Raw genomic sequence first — 20,081 nt, 5'->3', positions numbered from 1 at the left:
CCAAGTGTCTTCACGTACAGTATGTCCAAAGGTGCTATCGACACATTTACACGTCTTCTAGCCAAGGAACTAGGGAGCCGTAATATTACGGTAAACGCCATCCAGCCTGGAATTATTAATACAGAAACGAATGCTGAGACTTTGGAAAACCTGGAAGGACAAAAATATGCGGCTGGTCTTTCAATCTTCAATAGATGGGGAGAACCCGAGGATGTGGCAGATATTGCCGCATTTCTTGCTTCCTCAGACAGCCGTTGGGTAACAGGTCAATTGCTCGATGCAAGTGGAGGATCTCATCTATAGAACCTGTAAGATAACGATTTAATACGGAACTTCAAATGAAGACACCCGAGAAAGTTAGACACATATTTTTAAGCAGTTACTGAGGAATGAACTCTGTATTGGACAGGGCTCATTCCTTTTAATTTTTCTTTCATTCGTTGGTTATTTTAATTAGTAAATGTCCCTCTCCAATTCGAAATGAAATGTTCCATACTTTCAAATTTTTAGTTCAGATTTTAATCGTCCTTCATTATGGGAGCATGTTGAAAGATTGGCTCCATTTACAGGGGGAAATCCAGTTCCGGATTACAAGAAACCGAATGGATTTATCGATGCCTAGCAATCGGGCTCGATTGTTGAACAGCATAGTTAGAAAATGATCAGATTTATAATAAAACCGAAACCTAAATATCCAGAAAAGAATCTATTTTGATCATACTTCTTTCAAAATGGATTCTTTTTATTTGCTGTAAAATAAGGGTTTCTTAGGTATTTTAATTGCATGTCATCAAAAGTAGATCAAAAGCAAATGATTAAAGTTTGGCACGAAGTTAAATGTAGGTTATTCCATTAAAGGGCGCGTCAATGCATCACTATCGCTTAGCAATGGCTTTTAAGAAGCAGCTCTAAAAATTATCTAATTTATATAATAAACCACAAATAAAAAAGCAATTGTAAAAGTAAAAGATATATCCAGAGTTAGGTGAAACTAACTTGGAGAAAGTTTGATTTTTTTATGTAAAAAAAATTAAATTTCAGATTCCTATCATTTTTCTTAGCTACAATGTAGTCAAATGAAGGGGGTAGTATCTATGAAAAAAAAGAGAATCAGTTTGATATTGGCTTTTTTAGTAACTTGTACATTCACATTTGGATTAAGTGTTCGAGCTGATGATGACAATGAACACGAGTATAAGAAACATGAGAAGTACAACGATGATGATCGTTACGAATATGATGATGAAGATGAATCCTATAATACGAATGGTGAAGTATACGAAAAAGGTACTTGGAATATTTGGACAAGAGAATTAGTTATGGAGAAAGAGGTTTTGCCTTTCAGCACGTCAAAATTAGTCAATTTGAAAGTAGTAGATATGAATAAAGAATTAAATTTTTATGTTATCCCAAAAGACGGGGAGTTTTTTGTACCAGGGAAAACAGTGGCACAGCTTTTAGGAGCAAAAGCTACCTTTTACAAAACAAGCAAAATTTTAGATATACAATATCAAGAGAATGAACTAGTTTTTCGCTCAGGTACAAATGTTGTCTATGATAACAATGTTAAAACACCGTTACCTGCATCTTCATTCTATTTAAATGAGGAACTCTATGTGCCAATCAGTGTCATTACAAATGGCTTAGGCTATGTGGTCGAATGGCAAGAAGACAATCAAATGTTTTTATGTCAACTTTTAATCAAATAGGAAGGAATGGTGAACAATGAAAGATCCGAAAAAAGCGAAATGGATATTATGCGCATCAGGGGTGATGTTATCTGCTGTACTATTAACGCAAATAAACACTTCAATACAAGCAAAAACAAACCATTCAAATGATCTTCAAATTACTGCGCAACAAGAAAAAGACATGACGGAGAAAGAGAAAGAGCTTGTCCAACTAGATTGGACAAATTTTGAAGTTCAAGCTGCCAATCAAATTTCAAAAAAGAGTGATCGAAAAACAAAAAGAACATAGTGGAGATGATGAAGATGGACACACTTTCCCTACAATTAATGAATACCGATTTTTTCATAGCTATTCCAAAAGGTAAAAATAAAAATTGGAAAGAGCGGGCTGAAAAATGGTTGCAGTACGTAGCAAAAGAATGGTCAAGGTTTCTACCTAATAATGAGTTGTCACTATTAAATGAATTAAAGATTGGCCAGACATTGCAACTAAGCTCGTCACTTTATGATTGTTTACAACGAGCAAATCAATATTATCTTCAATCCAATGGATTATTCTCACCCTATTTGAAGTTGCAGCTGGAACAGCAGGGCTACAATCAGTCGTTCCCATTTAAGGTGGCTAAGCATCAATCCTCAAATGTAAAGTCCATCTCAGGAAAGCCATTTCAGTTTTTAAGCAATCAGCAGGTAATGAAACTTGCGAATCAGGAAATTGATTTAGGTGGATTTGCTAAAGGGTATGCCATAGAAACGCTGGCTAATTGGCTTGAAAATGAGGTTGCCCCTGATTACGGCATTATAGATGGTGGTGGTGATATGAAACTATGGTCTACAGGGGAGAAGATATGGAAGATTGGTGTGGCAGACCCTAAAACAATTGATAAAGAAATTAGCTATATCAATATTAGCACGGGAGCAATTGCCACTTCTAATCGAATTTTTAGAAGTTGGACACAAAGTAATATTACGAAGAATCATCTATTGAATGGACGAACAGGTGAGGTTGCCAAAACAGATGTGTTGCAAGCGACGGTCGTAACATCTTCATTGTGTGATGCCGAAGTATGGGCAAAGCTTTGTTTCCTAATAGATGAAAGTGAGCAACAACAGTGGTTTGAAACAAATTGTCAACGAAATGCTCGGTTTATTGTCAAAGAAGGACAAGAAGGTTATTGGATGATGGCAAGGGGGAGAGAAGTTGTTAACTAGTACATGGGAATGGATCAGACTATTTGGATTTTTAGCCTATTTTTATTTTACAATCTCCATTATTTTTGGGCTTTTAAGAAAATCACCATATGTAAAATTACATAAAAACTTAATTTATCAAATACATCAAAATGCAGGTTGGATGGGGTTGTTCACATTAATAGCCCATATGCTTGTATTAATGATTGACAGCTATAAGCCTTATAATGTAGTGGAAGTTTTGATTCCTTTTGCCGCTGACTATAAGTCAGTAGCCTCTAGTCTTGGCACAATTGCTTTTTATTGTTTTTTGATCGTGTTAATGACTTCAGATTTATGGATTAAAACAATGAGTCGATCTATATGGAAGAATATTCATATGCTTGTGTTACCTGCGTGGTTACTTTCACTATTCCATGGCATAATCATTGGTACTGATACTGAAAATTTATATGTACTAATTTTTTATGCGTTAACAGCTGGTTTCACTTTATTTATATTGGTTTTGCGAATAGTGAGCCAAGAGAGTTTGAAAAAGGACATTTCCCCGAAAAATAATACGTCCATCTAGGTGATAAAAGCATCAACTCTTCCTAGAAAAAGGGAAGGATTGATGCTTCTATTATTTCAAATTTTAAATACAATATGAAATGTTGTGCCTGTTCCTACTTTACTTGTAGCAAAAATTTTCCCATTGTGCTGTTCAACAATCGCTTTTGCTATTGACAGACCTAAACCAGTTCCGTTTCTTTGGCGTGCAGCATCGCTACGATAAAATCGTTCAAAGATTAAGGATAATTCATGCTCTGGTATACCAATTCCTTGATCGGTTAAAGCAATTTCAATAGAATCTCTTTCTTTTAAAAGGGTGAGTGTTATTTTCCCTTTTTTAGAGTACGAAATAGCATTTTCCAATAATATATAGAGTAGTTCTTGTATCTTTGCTGCATCACCGAGTAACTCTATATTTTCTTCAATTTGTGTTTCAAATTGTATGTCAGGAGGCATTATTTTATGGAATTTTGCACTAACTTTTTCTAGCATTTTGGAGAGTGGTATTACTTCTATATGCTGATTCCATTGTTGCTGATCATGGCGAGCTAAAAATAACAATTTTTCCAACAGTTCTTTCATTAGTTGAGCTTCTTCTTTCATTTCATGAATTAATTCTTTGCCAAAAGGGCTTATATTTGTAGCTTCTTCTAGATCTAATATATCGAGCGAGCTATAAAAAATACTGAGTGGTGTGCGCAATTCATGAGAGGCATCTGAAACAAACTTTTTCTGTTTATCATATGACCATTGAATAGGGACCATTGCTTTACCTGCCATATAGTAACTAAGGAGTCCGATTAAGACTGTAGAAATACAAGTTAACAGAATAAGTAACTGAATTGTTTTTTTGAAAAAGTGTTGTTGTGAAGTAATGGATTTCCCTAAAATTATATATCCAACAACCTCATTACGTTCGTAAATAGGTTTTTTCAGAAGAAGGAAATGCTCATTTTGCCATTCGAAATGAAGCACTGTTTTTTCATTTGTCTTGCTTTTTGTAAAGACTTCCTCTAATTGTGTTTTCAGACCTTTATAGGACTCATCACCGTGAACAAATATATGGTTGTTTGTATAAATGTAATAGAAAAAATTACGGTTTGGATCATAGCTCAAATTTTCCTTGTCATGATCCTTGTATTCATAAAAATCATGTTTTTGTTTTGTATAGATGGATTCTAGTTCTTCTAATTGTTGAGTATCCATCAATTTTACGAGTGAAAAATATAGAATAATGATGAAGAGAGAAAAAAACGAAAAGAAAATGGTGGCATATAATAATGATAATTTTTTTCTTGTTTTATTAAACACAGTAATCCCTCAGTTTATAGCCAATCCCTCTTACATTTTGAATAAGGGATTTTTCATGGCTATTATCAACTTTTTTTCGGACGAGTTTCACAAGTGCATCCAAGGAGTTATTTGAAACGTCAAAATCATAGCCCCATATGTAAATACATATTTGTTCTCTTGTAAGCACATGTCCCTTATTGATGAATAGGAATTCTAAGAGTGCAAACTCATTTTTAGTTAATTCAATTTCAGTATTATCGCGAAGGAAAACGCGAGAATCTATATTAAGTTGTAAATTTTCTACTTGGATGACTTGTTCGATTACTTTTTCTTTTCTTCGCAGTACTGCTCGAATTCTTGCTAAAAGTTCCTCCATCTTAAAAGGTTTTACTAAGTAATCATCTGCTCCACTATCTAAACCTTGAATAATATCAGAGGTATCATCTTTTGCAGTCAGCATCAAAATACCACCACTAAAACCTGTATCTCGTAGTCGTTTGCAAACCTCAATACCACTCAGCTGAGGCATCATCCAATCTAAAATTAGCAAATCAAAACTTTCGGAAAAGGTATGGTCGAGCGCGTCTAGTCCGTTATCCACTTCGATTACGTGGTGAAATTCCTTTCTAAGAATATACACGATATTTTTTCTTAAACGAGCATCATCTTCTGCAAGTAATATTTTCAAAGTTTTTTTCCCCCTGTAAATTATATTCAGTATACTATACAATCCTAAAATGAATTTAAACTGAAAATTGTAGCTTTGAAATAAAGATGCGATGCTTTTTTTAAAGTAGTGGAGGTTTGACCATCGGTAATCAATAAGAGAGCTGCACGATCAAGATGTATCGTCGATTTTTGAAATAATGATTTGGCTAAATCTTTTATTTCTGTGCAATGTGCCAGCCAATTAGGATTAGAAGCAAGCATTTATGTACTCCTTTAGTTTGTTGTGATAAAAGTATACTACGGAATGTCACAACAAACGTTATAAAACGGTAAGAGCAAAATGAATAACATAAAAATTATGACTGAACCTTGAAATATATGAAAACACCTCTCTGGTTAAGGAGGTGTTTTTATGAGAGGTATAGAAGGGGCATTAATGGTTGTGGTTAATACTTTAAAATAATAATAATATTTTTCAATTTTTTCCTTTTGTACATCATTGTAAAGCCTCAATAGAATCTGCATCGTGTGATTGTAAACACCATCAGCATAATTTTCCGTTTGTGTATAAGGTATTTCTTCATATGTAGGAGATAGAGATCAAGCGTGTGCAAAAACTTATTTTTGTTCTAACGTCTAGATACTTTTTCGTTAATTGGCGCTCATTTCTGAGTCTGAACAAAAATGCAGAAATTTGTTTTTATTTTAAACACTAACTAGTAAACAGTATATATGTACATAAGCTGAGTGAAGCTATTTTTATACTAAGTGTCTATACTGTTTAACCAATCAAATGTAAAATAAGTGATTCTTATGTATGTAATATGTAGATTTATCGAAAAAGGGACTTAAATAAACTTAACAGCTTGTATTCCTGTCAACATTGTTTGCGGTATTATCGTTCTTTTTTTCTTCTTGTTAGAAGTAATTGATATAGAAAAATAATGGCCAAAAAAATTACTCCAAATAAATAAAACCAAAATATGGTTGTTTTTTCTCCCCAGTGAATACTTACTTGGCGTAAAAGAGTAATAAATAAGATTAGTAACGGGATAAGTATAGCTTTCCTATTAATCAAAATTGTTCACCACCTCTAATTTCCAATTTATGATTCTGCATGTCTATCCAACTTTGAAACATTTTTTCAAATCTTAGCCAAAGTAAATGGAATCCCCTAAAAGCAAAGTGTTTCGCCATTTCAAACAAATGTCTATAACACCGATTACTAAAAGGGGATGATACTAATAAAAATTTAAATTCAATTACTTAGAACTATGTAATTAAATTATTAAATTATAATCAAAAAGTCAAAACTAAATTTATTTTAGTTAGTCGCTACCTAACCATACTCCAACTACCCCACCTACTACGGCACCAGCAGCAATTCCCCAAGGTCCACCAAGTCTACCCACTTGAGCCCCTTTTTTTGCTCCTTGTACTAAAGCAACACCTGTCGCGCCAAGACCTGCACCTGTAGAAAAATTAAGAACAGAAGATGCAGCGCCTCCTCCACTAATCTGTAACTCATCATTAGACAATTCAATTAAATTTGCATCAAAACAATAGTCTCTCATGTATCGTGCTCTCCTTTACATTTATTTTTTATCAATCGCATACCCAATAATATAAGCAACAGCTCCGTAATGAGCTCCTACTACTGCTCCTGCCGGACCACCAACAAGGCCACCAACAGTAGCAAACCCTGCAGAAGTCTGAATTGTATTCCAGATTTCATTCTTCAGGCCACCACCATCTATTTCGATTAACTCTGCTTCAGATAATTCGTTCATCCCTAACATATGTATTCACCACCTTTCTAGTAATCGGAATCAAATTAACATATATGTTTAAACATATATTATTTTTTTTGGGTCATATTTACAATTGTGTAATTCCGCAAAGTATCAATTGCGTAATCACACAGTTGATTACAGAATGTTGCTCTATTTAGGGGGGGAATTAACACCAATTTATTAGCATTCTTTATGTAATTTTTACCTGAATTCCGATTACCTATTTTAGAAATATAGCAAAATATTAAAATTGATAACAAAATTTTACTATTTCATTTTGTTGTTAGACGTTTATAATGAAATGTAAATATTTTAAAAGTGGGTGATGGGTGGATTTGCTGTATCAAAACAAAATACTTAAGGAAATGAAAGAATTAGTTTTATCGGAAGATTTCCATGAGTCTTTCAGAACTAACATTTTAAATTATATTGATGAAAAAAAAGATTCTCATATGATTTTTGGGCATCTCTGTATGATTCACTATCAAGAATTTGCCCAAGATGATAACTTGGAAATTATAAAGATAGCCGCCGCTATTGAACTAATAATTTTAAGCTTTGATATAATAGATGATTTACAAGACAATGATTCAGATTATATCTGGTGCAATGAACCTGCTTTTGCTATGAATGCAACTTTAGCCATGATTTTTTTAGCTATAAAGCTGATAAGTGAAAGTTCCTTTACTCATAAACAAATAGCTATAGGTGTTTTAAACGATTTTGTCTTAAGAAGTATTAACGGACAACACTTAGATCTATTAAATAATTGTAGAGTTGAAGAAAGCTATATAGAAATGATTACTTTAAAATCTGGATCATTGACTGCTTTAAGTAGTCAGTTAGGCACGGTTCTAGCGTTAGGTAAATATGAACCCTGTGTAGAAGAGTATTCAAGTTATATAGGTGTTATTCAACAAATAAAAAATGATATTGAGGATTTAAACATGTGGAATAAGAAAAATGATTTGCTAAATAAAAAATTTTCCATACCTATTATTTTTTTATTTGAACAAAGTGAGGAGTATTCGAAAATTTTAACAGATTATTATTCAGGTACTACAGCATACTTAGATAAACAAATTTTTGAAGATGCTTTGATGAATAACGGAGCTATCCATTATACCGTTGCATTAAAAAATACTTATAAATTTAAAGCACTAGATTTATTAAAGATAATGCCATTTAGCAAAAAAAGTAGGCTATATTTAGAGAAATTAATGGAATGAGGGTTGTAATTTGAGAAAATTAATTCAGTATTTATTAGAAAATCCTAGTTTAATTGTTTCCTTAAAAGAAAACAAATTGTCATTAGTAGGTGTTACAACACGAGAGCAACAGGCTATTTTGGAAGCATTTAATGAGCCTATCTATTTTAGAGGGCTTGGATGGCGCGGGGCAGTGGATGAAAATAAAATATAGTTCGTTTTTATTTACGATTATTAGCTATACATTAGTGATCGTATATATGTTATCTATCAGTTTCAGATTTCCATTGATCGGCATTGAAGTCGAAATAGTACATAATGGTTGGGTCATAAAGAATTTTACCTATCCTGAGTGGGCAAACCTCAATGATGTAGAAAAAGGGGAAACTATTTTAGAGGTAGATAATAAAGAAATAGAAACAGGAAAAGACACAAAAGAATATATGATAAGAAGTGCAAATAGTATCTTGTTAGAAGATTCACAGGGTAATTTAAAGACTATACAAATTAAGTATTCAGAGTTGCCATATCAATTTCTGCATGCTTTCATTATTCCATTAGTTTATTTCTTTATCAATTTAACGTTAAGTATTTATTTATATACATATAAAAGAAAAACCTTTCAATCTTTGGGCATCTTTATTTTATTTATACTGACAGTTTCATTGACTTATAGCAGTGTGGGAGCTTCTACTCGACTAGATAGTTTAGGCATATTTATAATAAGTAATGGTTTAATATTAAGCTTAATTTTATTAATTCATTTTTTATGTAATTATCTTAAATCTTTAAGTATTCATTTCACTTTTATAGTGAATAAAATAGTCTTATATGGATTTACTTGTATTGTTGGTATATTGACGCTATGTGAGATGGTTGATCCTTTGATAAGACCATTCAATACAATCCTAATTTTAGTTATATTTTGTGTTCTGATACTTTATGCTATTTTTATAATGGGTATGTCTTACATAAGATATCGTAAGCAACAATTTTTGCTATTATTTTTATGTTTGATAGTACCATTCCTCCCGTTTGTGCTTCTCTACGTTTTACCGATTCTTTTATTTAAACAATTTATAATATCATCTTCGGTTTGCGCTTTGTTTTTATTAGTTATCCCTATTTCTTTACTACTGGTGCAATTTCCTGAGCGGTTGTTTGATTTAGATTATCAAATTTCAAAGATCCGTAATTATAGTTTGTTTTCATTAACTTTAGCTGCTTTAATATGTACAGGGATATATCTTACTATTCATATTTATTTAATGGATTTACTGTATATCTTTTTATTTGTGTTTATATTATTGGTAGTTGCACTCTATATTAAAGAAAAGATAGATTACGCTAATCGGAAGCTACTATATTCCCCTAAAGGAGATTATATTCACGTTGTCCATAAAACTATTGAACGCATTATAAAAGTGACAACAGTTGAAGAATTATTAGAGCGTTTTACAGAGGAACTATCACAACAATTATCTGTTAGTGATATTACTATTTATATCTACTCTACAGTTGATGGAACAGTTATAAAGAATGATTTACCGTCTGTTCCTGTCTTTAATACTGATACTATTGAAAAAATAAGCTTAGGTGAGATAAAGAAAATAGGGGACCTTTATATAGGTTGTTTACATGAAACCTTAGATAAAAAATACATTCTTACGATTGAAGATAAAGGTAAAATTTATTTAAAAAGAGAAGAGTTATTATGCCTTGAACTATTGATTATGTACATAAGTAACTTTATTGAAAATACGCAATTGGTTGAAGACTTAATCTACCAATTAAATACTTTTCAAAAAACAGGTAAGCCATATCCTCCATGGCTAAGGAAATTCGTTTGGATAAAGCTCGAAAACGAAAAATATCAGCTAGCTCAAGAGCTCCATGATACGATTCTTCAAGAACAAATCCATCTAATTAGAGAGATAGATAAATTTCAAGACAAGCAAGTACAAAAAGAAATACAACAGCTCATTCAGCAGCATCGCGAAAATCTGGTTGAGCTTAATCACCAATTACGCTATTATTGTGGAAAATTGAAGCCACCACTACTAGAAAAGCAAGGTTTAAAGGCAGCATTAAATAAATTATTTGCAGAGACAGATCAGCGTGCGGATTTCGCTATGATTCTTGAAATTGAAGATGTAGAGTTAGCGAATGCTGATTATCCTTTACTCATTTATCGAACAGTACAAGAATTATTAAATAACGCAATAAAGCATTCACAAGCTACCTATGTGAAGATACAACTTATCTCTACACTATATGGCTTTGAGCTGGTGTATTTGGATAATGGTGTAGGCTGCGATTTGTCCGAAAGTGAACGGAAAAATTCTATGGGACTCCAAGGAATAATAGAGCGTGTTTATGCTTATAACGGTTTTATCCAAATTGAGTCTGCTCCTGACGAAGGGATGCGCGTCCATATAAAAATAGAGGAAGGAGTTACTTATGATTAAACTACTTATAGTAGACGACCATCCTATGATTTTGGATGGCAGTAAAAAGCTTTTTAACGCAGTATCAGACATCTCAATTGATACATTAAATGATATAGAGTCATTTGCAGATGTTATTGAGAAAAAAGTGTATGATGTTTTTTTAATTGATGTTAATCTCGGTGCTTGCAGTGGTCTAACATTTGCTGAATTAGTGAAGGAAAAATATCCATCCTCAATTGTAATTTTATATACTGGTGATGATATTAAAGATTACTATTCCTTAATTATTGAAAAGAAAATTAATAATGTGATTTCGAAAACAGCAACAAAAGATCGGATATTAAAAACCATTTACGCAGCCATGAACAATGACATGTTACTTCCTGAAGACTTTATTGATTATGTTAATGATAGCTGTTCCGGAAATTCTATTAAAAAAATATTACGTTTCAATAACAGGGAAAAAAGAATACTCGAGCTTGTGATGGAGGGATATACGAATCAGGCAATTGCGCTTGAACTGGGTGTAAAGCAACGGACAATTGAAAATAATTTATCTCAAATCTATACGCTGTTAAATGTTGGGACACGTGCCGAAGCGGTAATAAAAGCGAAGGAGATGAATTTGATTTAAAAAAGGGGGGTAGTACAAAACAAATTTTGACTTTTAACTACTCTTCCTAATTAGATTAATTTTATAAAAGATAATAATTAATAATTAAATATAGAAGGAGGACTCCAATTATAAGATAATGAAGGAATCCTTCTTCTATAAACATAATCTTGATATGTAAAAAAATGTATTTATATACCATGAATCATTAGCAATAAAGATAATTTCTTATCACTTTTTTTCAGGTGGCCTAAGTTGATTGTAGAGCAACACAATAAACAAACATAAACTATTGAGTACTATTCGAAAAGTACCAGACTCAAAAATAATATAATTAATCCCGATAATGACAACTACTATGGCTACCGAAATGGCTGTCCGCCAGAATGTCTGCATTCACATCTTCCTTTAATATATTTTTTTGTATAACTTCCCTTTAATTATTTCATAATTCTATTCAACTTTTAAAATGTGTGATTCCGAAATTTAATTATGCGGAATCATGTTTTCATTATGATTTTGCAGTGTAATTATATAAATAAATCGATTTACTAATTTAAGAAAGAGTAAAAGTTAATATAAAAATAATAATTGAAGAAGCAATGTTATAGGTGAATGTATTTAATCCAAAATAAGGCACATTGTGTGTTATTTAAAAATAATCTTAATTATTAATAATCCAAATAAAAGAAGTAAATTATAATAGACTTTTCTACTAAAAAAAATACGATATTCTTAATTAAGAATATGAAATATTTTTAGGAAATAAAGATACAAATAAAGGACTAAACTCTTTAAAAGAATTTAGTCACAGTACCTAATCATAGATATTGGATTTTAAACAAAGGATTTTACTAGACATTTATAAAGGAGAATTTGTTTATAAATGTCCTCTCCAATTAGTTTATTTTTTAAATATCGGATTACTTTTTTATGGTAGAGGGGATATTCCTCCAATTAGTGCACCAGCACCAGCGAATCCCATAGTAGTATCTTTTATTATGGCTCTAGCCTTCTCACCGTTCATGTTTCCTGTAGTATATCCTGCAATAACTGCAGCACTACCTCCTAGAAATCCTGCTCCTCCACCTAGCAATCCTCCGGCTATCCCTGAAACAAGGCCACCACCATTTATAGCCATTAATTCTTGTTCATTTAAAACATTCATGCTCATAACTCCTTTTTAAATAATAAATTTTAAAAAATGCTGTTAATATTAATTAATCCAGCTTCCAAAAAAGTTTGGAAATAATGTGAGAAACTTTGAAGCTTAAATAAGAAAGATTCATCGTTCTTAAAAGGTTTGTGTGGTAACTTACATTTTGTGATCGATCCTCTCTAATCAGCAGTCGTGTGATTATTATTTATCTAATTAATGAAGTGCGTCCCAAATTTTGCCGGCTATAATACCCCCAGCTACCGCACCAGTAACACCACCTGCGGTACCTTTTATAGGAGCATCTTTTATTGAACCAGATGATCCGACCCCAATAGCACCGCCAATAAGACCTCCTACTGTGGATCCGCCGCCTACCCATAATTCTTTCATAAAATCAGAGTATGCTCCTCCTCCATCAATACTTAACAATTCTTCAGATGATAAACATTTAAATGTTTTTTCCAAAACTAATACCTCACTCTCAATCTATTGTTTAAAGGCAAAAGATCTAAAATTTAAGTTAAATATCTGCCTATAAATAAACGGTATACTTTAATTTCAAATTATACAATTGCGTGTTTCCGCAATTGTATTTATGCGAAATCACGCAATTGTACTTATGTGTAACCTGACTAAAATAAATAATTAGAAATAGAACTCTGTTGGAGTATAAGTAGATGAAGGAAATTGCGTTATCACCTTCAATGTTAAATAAATGAAATAGAGGTATAAAGGTAGATGTTTAAAAAATATGTTTGTGTTAAACAATATGATCAAAAGGACTGCGGGGTTGCTTGTTTAGCAACCGTCTCTAAGCAGTATGGGTTGAAAATACCTATTTCCCAACTAAGAGAAGTAGCTGGGACGGATAAACAAGGGACTAATATACTGGGTTTGATAAAAGCAGCTGAAAAAATTGGATTTACTGCGAAGGCTGTAAAAGGGGATGTTACGAGTCTTTTTCAGGAAATTCCTTTACCAGCTATTGCGCATTGTATTATAGATGGCCAATTATTACATTATATAGTTATACATAAAATATCCCAAAAGGAAGTTATTGTTGCTGACCCTGCAAAAGGAATTGTGAAATATTCACCTGAAGAGTTCTTTAAAATATGGACAGGCGTTCTTGTACTACTCATACCATCAGTCAAATTTGAAAGAGGTGATGAAACACAAGGACTTTTAGCGCGTTTCATTCATTTGTTAAAACCGCAAAAATGGCTATTTTTCCAAATAATTATTAGTTCAATTTTATATACTATGCTTGGTATTGCAAGTGCATTTTATTTTCAATTATTAATAGACGATATTCTTGTTTTTAATTTAGAAAAGTCATTGCATATTATTTCTTTAGGGATACTTTTACTATATACATTCCAAATTATACTTGATGCATTTCGTAACTATCTTTTACTACATATAAGCCAGAAGCTTGATATTTCACTAATTCTAAGCTATTACAGTCACGTTTTAAACTTACCAATGAATTTTTTTAGTACAAGAAAAATAGGAGAAATTATTTCTCGACTAATTGATGCTTCTAAAGTTAGGCAGGCATTATCAGGAGCTACTTTATCAATTGTATTGGATACTGTAATGGTAATAGTTGGTGCAATTATATTATATACCCAGAATGCGTTTTTATTTGGAATCACGCTGATTATGGTTCCGATTTATATTCTGATTGTATGGGTATTTAAAAAAGCCTATGAAAATATTAATCGTAGGGAAATGGAAGAAAACGCCCAATTAAATGCTTATCTTGTAGAGTCGCTTAATGGAGTCGAAACAATTAAAGCTTACAATGCTGAAAAAGCAACAAAAGATGAACTTGAAAAACGCTTTATTAAATTTTTAAAAAGTATTTTTAAGCATGGGCTAATTGATAACTATCAAAACTCTTTGAAAAATTATTTAGGCCTAGTAAGTGGGACGGTCATATTATGGGTAGGATCATATCAAGTTCTAAAAGGAAATATGACAGCGGGGCAGTTAATAGCCTTTAATGCATTACTAGCCTACTTCTTAACGCCATTGCAAAACTTAGTTAACTTACAGCCAATGCTTCAATCCGCTATTGTTGCTTCTCAAAGATTAGGAGAAATTTTTGATTTAGAAACTGAAGAAGAGAAGCATAAAGGAAAAAGAATGGTTCCTCAACATCTAAAAGGCGATATAGATATTCGAAATGTTGATTTTAGGTATGGCACAAGAAGTCTAATCTTAAAAGATGTGAACCTTTCTATCGGTCAGGGGGAAAAGGTAGCATTTGTTGGTGAAAGTGGCTCCGGAAAGACAACTTTAGCAAAGCTTCTTTTAAATTTCTATCAGCCTGAAAAAGGTGAAATTTTAATTAATGGTAATAATCTACAGGATTTAGATTTTCACAAATTGCGTGAGAAGATTGCCTATGTTTCTCAAGAGAGTTTCTTTTTTAGCGGCACAATTGAAGAAAATTTATCATTGGGGACAGATAATGATGTGACACTTGAGGATATTGTGGATGCGGCAAAAATTGCGAAAGCTCATGATTTTATTAATACTCTACCTTTACGTTATAGTACGGTTCTTGAGGAAAATGCATCCAATTTATCAGGTGGACAACGTCAACGTCTTTCCATTACAAGAGCAATTTTAAAAAAACCGGATATTCTTATACTGGATGAGGCAACAAGTAACCTGGACTCCATCACTGAGAAAGCCATTTCAGAGACCATTGATGACTATTGTTCTGGAGTTACTACAATTATTATAGCGCATAGATTAAGCACGATTAAGAAGTGCGATAAGATTTGTGTGATTGAACAGGGGCATATTATTGAAATAGGGACACATGAAGAATTACTGAATAGTAAAGGTAGATATTATGAACTTTGGAGAAATCAAATTGCTGGTGCAAATGAACAAATAGAGTTAGTTACTAGTTAAAAGGTGATAGTAGATGAGAATAAAAATAAGTAATTTAAATGAGTTAACTGATAGTCGAGAGATTTTAGAATCCAAACCACATCCATTCGTATCAATCTTTATTTCTATTTTGGTAGTTATATTAATTTGTGCATTAGCTTGGAGTTACTTTGGTGAGATAGATACTGTTGCAAAAGCTAATGGCATAGTACGTCCAAATGAGAAAGTACATACAGTGCAGTCTCCGATAAATGGGAAAGTTCAAGGGCTATATCTAAAAGAGGGCCAAAAAGTAAGAGAAGGAGATTTGCTATTTTCTATAGAACAAAAGGAAGTTTTAAAAGAATTAGAGAATAGAAAAACGGAATTAGGACAAATCGAGGCAGAATTAAACCTTTTGAACAAATACAAGGTGAGCATTCAACAAAGAAAGAATCAATTTTCTAAATCCGAGGATGGAGAATTAAAATACTTTAAATTAGTAGATCAATATATTGCTAATTATAAGCAACTAGAAATAGAATTTAAAAGCAGCTCCATGGATGTAGAACAGAAAAGGAATAATTTAGAGCAATCTAGCCAAATGACTGATATAAAGATACGAGAAAATGAAAGAACTTTCAAAGATGAAAAAAATAAGTATGAGGTAGAAAAAGGAGGACTAGAAAATAAAATTAATCAAGTAAATGTTGATTTAGATAACGAAAGAAAACTAAAAAAATCAATAATTACTAAACAAAATTATTTAGAGCCAAACGATTCAGTACGTAATTCTCAATTGGCTAATTATCAAAAAAAATTGGAACAATTAACTTTAATAATGAATGATAATGAAAAAATATATAACAGATCTTTAGAGTTAGGTGAGCGTTTTGTTCCAAAGGCACAGATTGAAAACGAAAAAATGCAGTATGAAAATGCCTCTTTAGAATTAGAAAAATTTATTAATAATACGATCTTGGATATAGATACAAATATCAATACTTTAGAAAATCAACTAAAACAAACGAAAACGGATATAGAAAGTTTGGATAAAGTAACAGAATTAGTTATAAATAATGATGGACTAAACCTAGAAAAGCAACATTTAGCAGAGAGTATGCAAGATATAGACAACCAAAAGGGCTTATTAAATGAGGGTGTACAAGTCACACTAAAAAAGTTTGAGCTAGATAAAGTTGTAGAAATAAATAGTCAAATTGAAGAGGCGGAGAAAAAGAAAAAAACTATACAAGAAAATATTGAGCAGCTAGAGATTTCCTCAAATAAAGGTGCAGTTAAAGCATCTACTAGTGGAACGATAAATGTTATTAAGGAAATTAATGTTGGAGAATTTCTTCAAGCTGGAGAACCAATTTTGTCTATAATTCCTGATCAAGAATCTCAATATAAAGTTACTTTAGCGGTTCCTAATCAAGAAATAGGTAAAATCAAAATAGGAGACAAAGTTAATTTTCACTTTTCAGCTTTTCCAAAACAAAATTTTGGTTATTTATCAGGAGAAATTTCTTCAATTAGTCCAGATTCAGTGACGGGTGAAAATGGCTTGAGTTATTATACAGTGGAAGCATCTCTTACAAGTAAAATACTTAGCAATAAAAAAGGAGAAAAAGGTGAAGTTAAGGTAGGTATGACAGCTGAAGCCTCTGTCATTACAGATTCTAAAAAAATTCTACACTATCTTTTAGAGAAAGTTAATCTTATAGACTAGAGGTATAAAATATGCACTTAAAATTAATTGTACCTTGTTTTTTAGGCATTTTATTATGTGTTTTTTGCGTGTCTACAGCAGCTCAAGCGAAAGAAACAGAAGATATAGAAACGATTACAATTGAAAAGGCAATAGAATTAGCACTAAATAATCATGGGAATATAAAACTTTTAGAAACTAAAATTAAGGCGTTAAGTTCACAACACAAGAATATACAAGATGAATTAAAAGAGTTAGATAATATTCATAATCCAACTATAAGTTTACTTCCTACAAATCCTGAGTATTTTCTTCATCAGCATCCAGATTTTAACCAATTAGCAGAGGAAGAAAAAGAGGCGATTGGACAATTGATCGGTACACAAATTTTAATTAATACAACACTGAATCAATTATTAGAAGGTCAGGAGGTTATAAGAAATCAGGAACTACAAGAAAAGATAAAAGTACAACGCGAAGAATTGAATAATGCTGCTAAAGTAATCGATGCTAATCAAAGTAAAAATTATATAGGGATTGAAAAAACTAGAGAGGCTATTAAACAATATATTTCTCAAAAGTATATTAGCCTTTTATTACTTGATGCTGAAATTAAGCAACTTAAGAAAGAATTATCGTATATTCATTCTGATATCGAAGATTTATGGATAATGGCAGAACACGGGTTAACGAGCAATAAGGATGTTGAGAAAAAAGAGCGGGAAATTAAAAAATTAAACCAGCAGCTTGATGAAAAAGTAAGAGCCTTTCATTTTTATTTAGAGGAGCTGAAATTGGAGGTTGGGTTGCCTTATAATCGAATGCTTCAGCTGCAATCAATTGATAAAGAAATTAATAGATTACCAATAATGGAACTGGAAAGTAAAATGTATAAAATGTTCAATGTTCGGGAATTAGAAGAGGATATTTTGTTAGCAGAGAAAAACTACACTAGTGCTGAGTCTAGTAAAACAAATTTAAAAGATTATTATTACCAAACATGGCAAGTAGCTAAATATGAAAAAGATAATCTAGTAAAGGAATTAAAAGTAAAAATCAAAAAGTTTTACTTTGAACAAGAAGAAATGTTTTTACAAATGAATAATTTGCAGGAAACTAAAGCGTCTTTAATTGCAGATAAAAAGGATTTACAAATACAATATAGTGCTGGAGTAATTACTAGTGCAGAATTGGAAAGAATAGATAGAGATATTCAGCGTATTGAATCAGAAATTAATATATATAAATTCAATTATTATATTTTAAGCGAAAAGTATACACAGGCATTAAATGGATATTTTATGTAATTTTTAATAGTTTTTATGTTAGTTAAACCATTAAAAGTGAATTTAATTAAAATCGTATGAAGGTAAAATTATTTACCCTTATACGATTTTTTGGTTGCTGTAGCATTTTTCTTTTTATTAGTTTACAGATCAGGCTCTTTCTCTGAAAATGCCTGAAGCATTTTTTTTATATCTTCGACTAAAGGCTTAGGTGCTTTTTGTACAGAGCCTGTATCAAATGGGGGCTGTGGATCATATTCCAGTATTAACTGAACTCCCATACTAAGGTCGTCACCAAATTCCCATGCAACTAGTTGTAGAGCCATATCAATACCAGAAGAGACGCCAGCTGCTGTGACCATTTTATTTTGGCGCACAACTCTTTCATCTGTTGGAATAGTTCCAAGGGATTGTAGGATATCAAAGGAACCCCAGTGACTAGTTGCCTTCATTCCTTTTAATAGACCAGCTGCACTTAAAATAAGAGAGCCATTGCACACGGATGTTGTCCATTTGGTTGTTTGATGTATGTTACGAATCCAATTGAGCGTTGTTTCATCATTCATTGGATTTTTGAAGTTAGGTGGACTACAGCCAGGAACAATAAGAATATCGGCAGAAGTTATGTCAGAAAAGCTATAGTCTGCATGCAAAAAGCCCATTTTTGAATCTAGTTTAATCAGTCCTTTATCTTTAGCAACAAATTTCACTTGACATTGCTGTGTAGCTGCAAATACCTCGTATGGACCAATTGCGTCCAAAGCTGTAATCCCATCGTAAAGTAAAATTGCTATTTCCAAAACTATCTCTCCTTTAAAATATATTAGGACCGAACCGTCCGGTCCGCAAGATAATCTTAAACGCAAATGCATTTTTTTTCAACAATATAATTATTACATTTCAGTGAAAACCAAGAGGTATTGTATTTTAAACCTCTTGGTTCTTTGGTGCGTACTGTTGTAAAAGGTATGTGATCTGTTCAATACTATGATTCATATGATCGTTATTTAAAGCTAAACGACTAGACATGACAGCACCCTCTAAAGTAGAGAATAAAAAAGATGCTAGGGAATAAGCATTTACATGCTGGCTAAATTCTTTGGCATGTATTCCTTCTTCAATGATTGATTGTAAAAAAAGTAGGGTTTCTTTATGTGCATTAGCAGCTAACTCATGTAGTTCTTGGAATCCATCATCGCTTTCAATGGCTGTATTCAGTAGCGGACATCCACCATCAACTGGTGGGGTATGAACCGCATCTTGATAAACTTCAAACATAGCAATTATTTTATCTGTCGCTGTTATTTTAGACTTTATTGCTTCAAAATAATGATCCCAAATAATCTTCATAGAATAGGTGAAGGAAGCAATGGCTATGTCATTTTTATTTTCAAAACGTCTATAAATGGCACCCTTAGGTAATGCCGTGGCAGTCATAATATCTTGAATAGAAGTTTGGTTGTAACCTTTTTTATTAAATAAACTTAGAGAAGTTTGGATAATAAGATCACGTATTTGATCTTCTTTATTCATTGAATTTCCTCCATTTTGCACAATGATAGCTTACATTTAAAGG

Annotated in this window: 21 protein-coding genes and 1 pseudogene; 13 read left to right on the top strand and 9 right to left on the bottom strand. The window is 32.1% G+C overall.

Annotation, left to right across the window (positions count from 1 at the left end; translation table 11 throughout):
- The 6 genes and pseudogenes from C9J29_RS14380 to C9J29_RS14360 all read left to right on the top strand — a co-directional run.
- On the top strand, window positions 1-303 hold a 303-nt coding region (locus C9J29_RS14380; protein ID WP_153062680.1), incomplete at its 5' end, for an SDR family oxidoreductase.
- Between the two features lie 223 nt (window positions 304-526).
- Window positions 527-610: pseudogene (locus tag C9J29_RS24725) on the top strand (flavin reductase family protein); the annotation flags it as partial.
- A gap of 484 nt (window positions 611-1,094) precedes the next feature.
- Window positions 1,095-1,709: a copper amine oxidase N-terminal domain-containing protein gene (locus C9J29_RS14375; RefSeq protein WP_164908749.1), complete on the top strand. Its 615-nt coding sequence runs from the start codon at window positions 1,095-1,097 to the stop codon at window positions 1,707-1,709.
- Window positions 1,710-1,725: 16 nt separating this feature from the next.
- On the top strand, window positions 1,726-1,980 hold the full coding sequence (locus C9J29_RS14370) for a hypothetical protein (RefSeq protein ID WP_089985908.1): 255 nt from the start codon (window positions 1,726-1,728) through the stop codon (window positions 1,978-1,980).
- Window positions 1,981-1,994: 14 nt separating this feature from the next.
- Window positions 1,995-2,903: an FAD:protein FMN transferase gene (locus C9J29_RS14365; RefSeq protein WP_237068847.1), complete on the top strand. Its 909-nt coding sequence runs from the start codon at window positions 1,995-1,997 to the stop codon at window positions 2,901-2,903.
- Window positions 2,893-3,453, top strand: a complete 561-nt coding sequence (locus tag C9J29_RS14360) for a ferric reductase-like transmembrane domain-containing protein (RefSeq protein ID WP_089985906.1) — start codon at window positions 2,893-2,895, stop codon at window positions 3,451-3,453. Before C9J29_RS14365 ends, C9J29_RS14360 begins: the two co-directional genes overlap by 11 nt.
- Before the next feature lie 56 nt (window positions 3,454-3,509).
- Here C9J29_RS14360 and C9J29_RS14355 read toward each other — a convergent pair whose 3' ends face one another.
- From C9J29_RS14355 to C9J29_RS14330, 5 genes are all read right to left on the bottom strand, one after another.
- Window positions 3,510-4,745 carry a sensor histidine kinase gene (locus tag C9J29_RS14355; RefSeq protein WP_089985905.1) on the bottom strand — a complete coding sequence of 412 codons (1,236 nt, stop codon included), beginning with the start codon at window positions 4,743-4,745 and terminating at the stop codon, window positions 3,510-3,512.
- Window positions 4,738-5,415, bottom strand: a complete 678-nt coding sequence (locus C9J29_RS14350) for a response regulator transcription factor (protein ID WP_107922356.1) — start codon at window positions 5,413-5,415, stop codon at window positions 4,738-4,740. Before C9J29_RS14350 ends, C9J29_RS14355 begins: the two co-directional genes overlap by 8 nt.
- Before the next feature lie 44 nt (window positions 5,416-5,459).
- Entirely contained in the window at window positions 5,460-5,657 is a 198-nt protein-coding gene (locus C9J29_RS14345; RefSeq protein WP_089985903.1) for a hypothetical protein, read from the bottom strand.
- A gap of 1,067 nt (window positions 5,658-6,724) precedes the next feature.
- Window positions 6,725-6,970, bottom strand: coding sequence for a hypothetical protein (locus C9J29_RS14335; protein ID WP_036148086.1), 246 nt, complete (start codon window positions 6,968-6,970; stop codon window positions 6,725-6,727).
- 21 nt (window positions 6,971-6,991) lie between these two features.
- Window positions 6,992-7,195: a Blp family class II bacteriocin gene (locus C9J29_RS14330; RefSeq protein ID WP_237068846.1), complete on the bottom strand. Its 204-nt coding sequence runs from the start codon at window positions 7,193-7,195 to the stop codon at window positions 6,992-6,994.
- A gap of 323 nt (window positions 7,196-7,518) precedes the next feature.
- Here C9J29_RS14330 and C9J29_RS14325 point away from each other — a divergent pair, with 323 nt between their 5' ends.
- Genes C9J29_RS14325 through C9J29_RS14310 form a run of 4 tightly spaced genes read left to right on the top strand, consistent with a single transcriptional unit; the run spans window position 7,519 to window position 11,481 of the window.
- Window positions 7,519-8,418, top strand: a complete 900-nt coding sequence (locus tag C9J29_RS14325) for a polyprenyl synthetase family protein (protein WP_237068845.1) — start codon at window positions 7,519-7,521, stop codon at window positions 8,416-8,418.
- Window positions 8,419-8,428: 10 nt separating this feature from the next.
- Entirely contained in the window at window positions 8,429-8,611 is a 183-nt protein-coding gene (gene comX / locus C9J29_RS14320; protein WP_012296015.1) for a competence pheromone ComX, read from the top strand.
- Window positions 8,595-10,865 carry a sensor histidine kinase gene (locus tag C9J29_RS14315; protein WP_089985902.1) on the top strand — a complete coding sequence of 757 codons (2,271 nt, stop codon included), beginning with the start codon at window positions 8,595-8,597 and terminating at the stop codon, window positions 10,863-10,865. Before comX ends, C9J29_RS14315 begins: the two co-directional genes overlap by 17 nt.
- A complete protein-coding gene (locus tag C9J29_RS14310; protein WP_089985901.1) occupies window positions 10,858-11,481 on the top strand; it encodes a response regulator transcription factor in 624 nt (207 codons plus the stop codon). The genes C9J29_RS14315 and C9J29_RS14310 overlap by 8 nt, the downstream gene beginning before the upstream one ends.
- Window positions 11,482-12,391: 910 nt before the next feature.
- Here the strand turns inward: C9J29_RS14310 and C9J29_RS14305 are convergent.
- Window positions 12,392-12,634 carry a hypothetical protein gene (locus C9J29_RS14305; protein ID WP_141390439.1) on the bottom strand — a complete coding sequence of 81 codons (243 nt, stop codon included), beginning with the start codon at window positions 12,632-12,634 and terminating at the stop codon, window positions 12,392-12,394.
- A gap of 198 nt (window positions 12,635-12,832) precedes the next feature.
- On the bottom strand, window positions 12,833-13,009 hold the full coding sequence (locus tag C9J29_RS24355) for a hypothetical protein (protein ID WP_164908748.1): 177 nt from the start codon (window positions 13,007-13,009) through the stop codon (window positions 12,833-12,835).
- 348 nt (window positions 13,010-13,357) lie between these two features.
- On the opposite strand from C9J29_RS24355, the gene C9J29_RS14295 reads away from it, so the two are divergent.
- Genes C9J29_RS14295 through C9J29_RS14285 form a run of 3 tightly spaced genes read left to right on the top strand, consistent with a single transcriptional unit; the run spans window position 13,358 to window position 18,526 of the window.
- Window positions 13,358-15,550 (top strand): peptidase domain-containing ABC transporter, encoded by a 2,193-nt coding sequence (locus C9J29_RS14295; RefSeq protein WP_089985899.1) that lies wholly within the window; start codon window positions 13,358-13,360, stop codon window positions 15,548-15,550.
- Between the two features lie 13 nt (window positions 15,551-15,563).
- Window positions 15,564-17,240 carry a beta-barrel domain-containing protein gene (locus C9J29_RS14290; protein WP_107922355.1) on the top strand — a complete coding sequence of 559 codons (1,677 nt, stop codon included), beginning with the start codon at window positions 15,564-15,566 and terminating at the stop codon, window positions 17,238-17,240.
- Between the two features lie 11 nt (window positions 17,241-17,251).
- Window positions 17,252-18,526 (top strand): coiled-coil domain-containing protein, encoded by a 1,275-nt coding sequence (locus C9J29_RS14285; RefSeq protein WP_089985897.1) that lies wholly within the window; start codon window positions 17,252-17,254, stop codon window positions 18,524-18,526.
- Between the two features lie 122 nt (window positions 18,527-18,648).
- Here the strand turns inward: C9J29_RS14285 and C9J29_RS14280 are convergent, their stop codons facing one another.
- Together C9J29_RS14280 and C9J29_RS14275 are read right to left on the bottom strand one after the other, a co-directional pair.
- Complete coding sequence (locus C9J29_RS14280; RefSeq protein ID WP_107922354.1) at window positions 18,649-19,305, bottom strand: DJ-1/PfpI family protein; 657 nt, start codon at window positions 19,303-19,305, stop codon at window positions 18,649-18,651.
- A 127-nt stretch (window positions 19,306-19,432) separates the two neighbouring features.
- Window positions 19,433-20,038 (bottom strand): TetR/AcrR family transcriptional regulator, encoded by a 606-nt coding sequence (locus C9J29_RS14275; protein ID WP_164908747.1) that lies wholly within the window; start codon window positions 20,036-20,038, stop codon window positions 19,433-19,435.
- Window positions 20,039-20,081: the final 43 nt, after the last annotated feature.

Origin of the sequence: Lysinibacillus fusiformis (assembly GCF_003049525.1) — a bacterium.
Taxonomy (GTDB): domain Bacteria; phylum Bacillota; class Bacilli; order Bacillales_A; family Planococcaceae; genus Lysinibacillus; species Lysinibacillus fusiformis.
The sequence above is the reverse complement of the archived record's forward strand: the minus strand, read 5'-3'. Positions and strand labels throughout refer to the sequence as shown.

Coding starts and splice junctions, on each gene's coding strand:
- C9J29_RS14375 (WP_164908749.1), top strand. CDS start 1,095: ATGAAAAAAAAGAGAATCAGTTTGATATTGGCTTTTTTAGTAACTTGT.
- C9J29_RS14370 (WP_089985908.1), top strand. CDS start 1,726: ATGAAAGATCCGAAAAAAGCGAAATGGATATTATGCGCATCAGGGGTG.
- C9J29_RS14365 (WP_237068847.1), top strand. CDS start 1,995: ATGGACACACTTTCCCTACAATTAATGAATACCGATTTTTTCATAGCT.
- C9J29_RS14345 (WP_089985903.1), bottom strand. CDS start 5,657: ATGCTTGCTTCTAATCCTAATTGGCTGGCACATTGCACAGAAATAAAA.
- C9J29_RS14335 (WP_036148086.1), bottom strand. CDS start 6,970: ATGAGAGACTATTGTTTTGATGCAAATTTAATTGAATTGTCTAATGAT.
- C9J29_RS14330 (WP_237068846.1), bottom strand. CDS start 7,195: ATGTTAGGGATGAACGAATTATCTGAAGCAGAGTTAATCGAAATAGAT.
- C9J29_RS14315 (WP_089985902.1), top strand. CDS start 8,595: ATGAAAATAAAATATAGTTCGTTTTTATTTACGATTATTAGCTATACA.
- C9J29_RS14310 (WP_089985901.1), top strand. CDS start 10,858: ATGATTAAACTACTTATAGTAGACGACCATCCTATGATTTTGGATGGC.
- C9J29_RS14305 (WP_141390439.1), bottom strand. CDS start 12,634: ATGAGCATGAATGTTTTAAATGAACAAGAATTAATGGCTATAAATGGT.
- C9J29_RS24355 (WP_164908748.1), bottom strand. CDS start 13,009: ATGAAAGAATTATGGGTAGGCGGCGGATCCACAGTAGGAGGTCTTATT.
- C9J29_RS14295 (WP_089985899.1), top strand. CDS start 13,358: ATGTTTAAAAAATATGTTTGTGTTAAACAATATGATCAAAAGGACTGC.
- C9J29_RS14290 (WP_107922355.1), top strand. CDS start 15,564: ATGAGAATAAAAATAAGTAATTTAAATGAGTTAACTGATAGTCGAGAG.
- C9J29_RS14285 (WP_089985897.1), top strand. CDS start 17,252: ATGCACTTAAAATTAATTGTACCTTGTTTTTTAGGCATTTTATTATGT.
- C9J29_RS14275 (WP_164908747.1), bottom strand. CDS start 20,038: ATGAATAAAGAAGATCAAATACGTGATCTTATTATCCAAACTTCTCTA.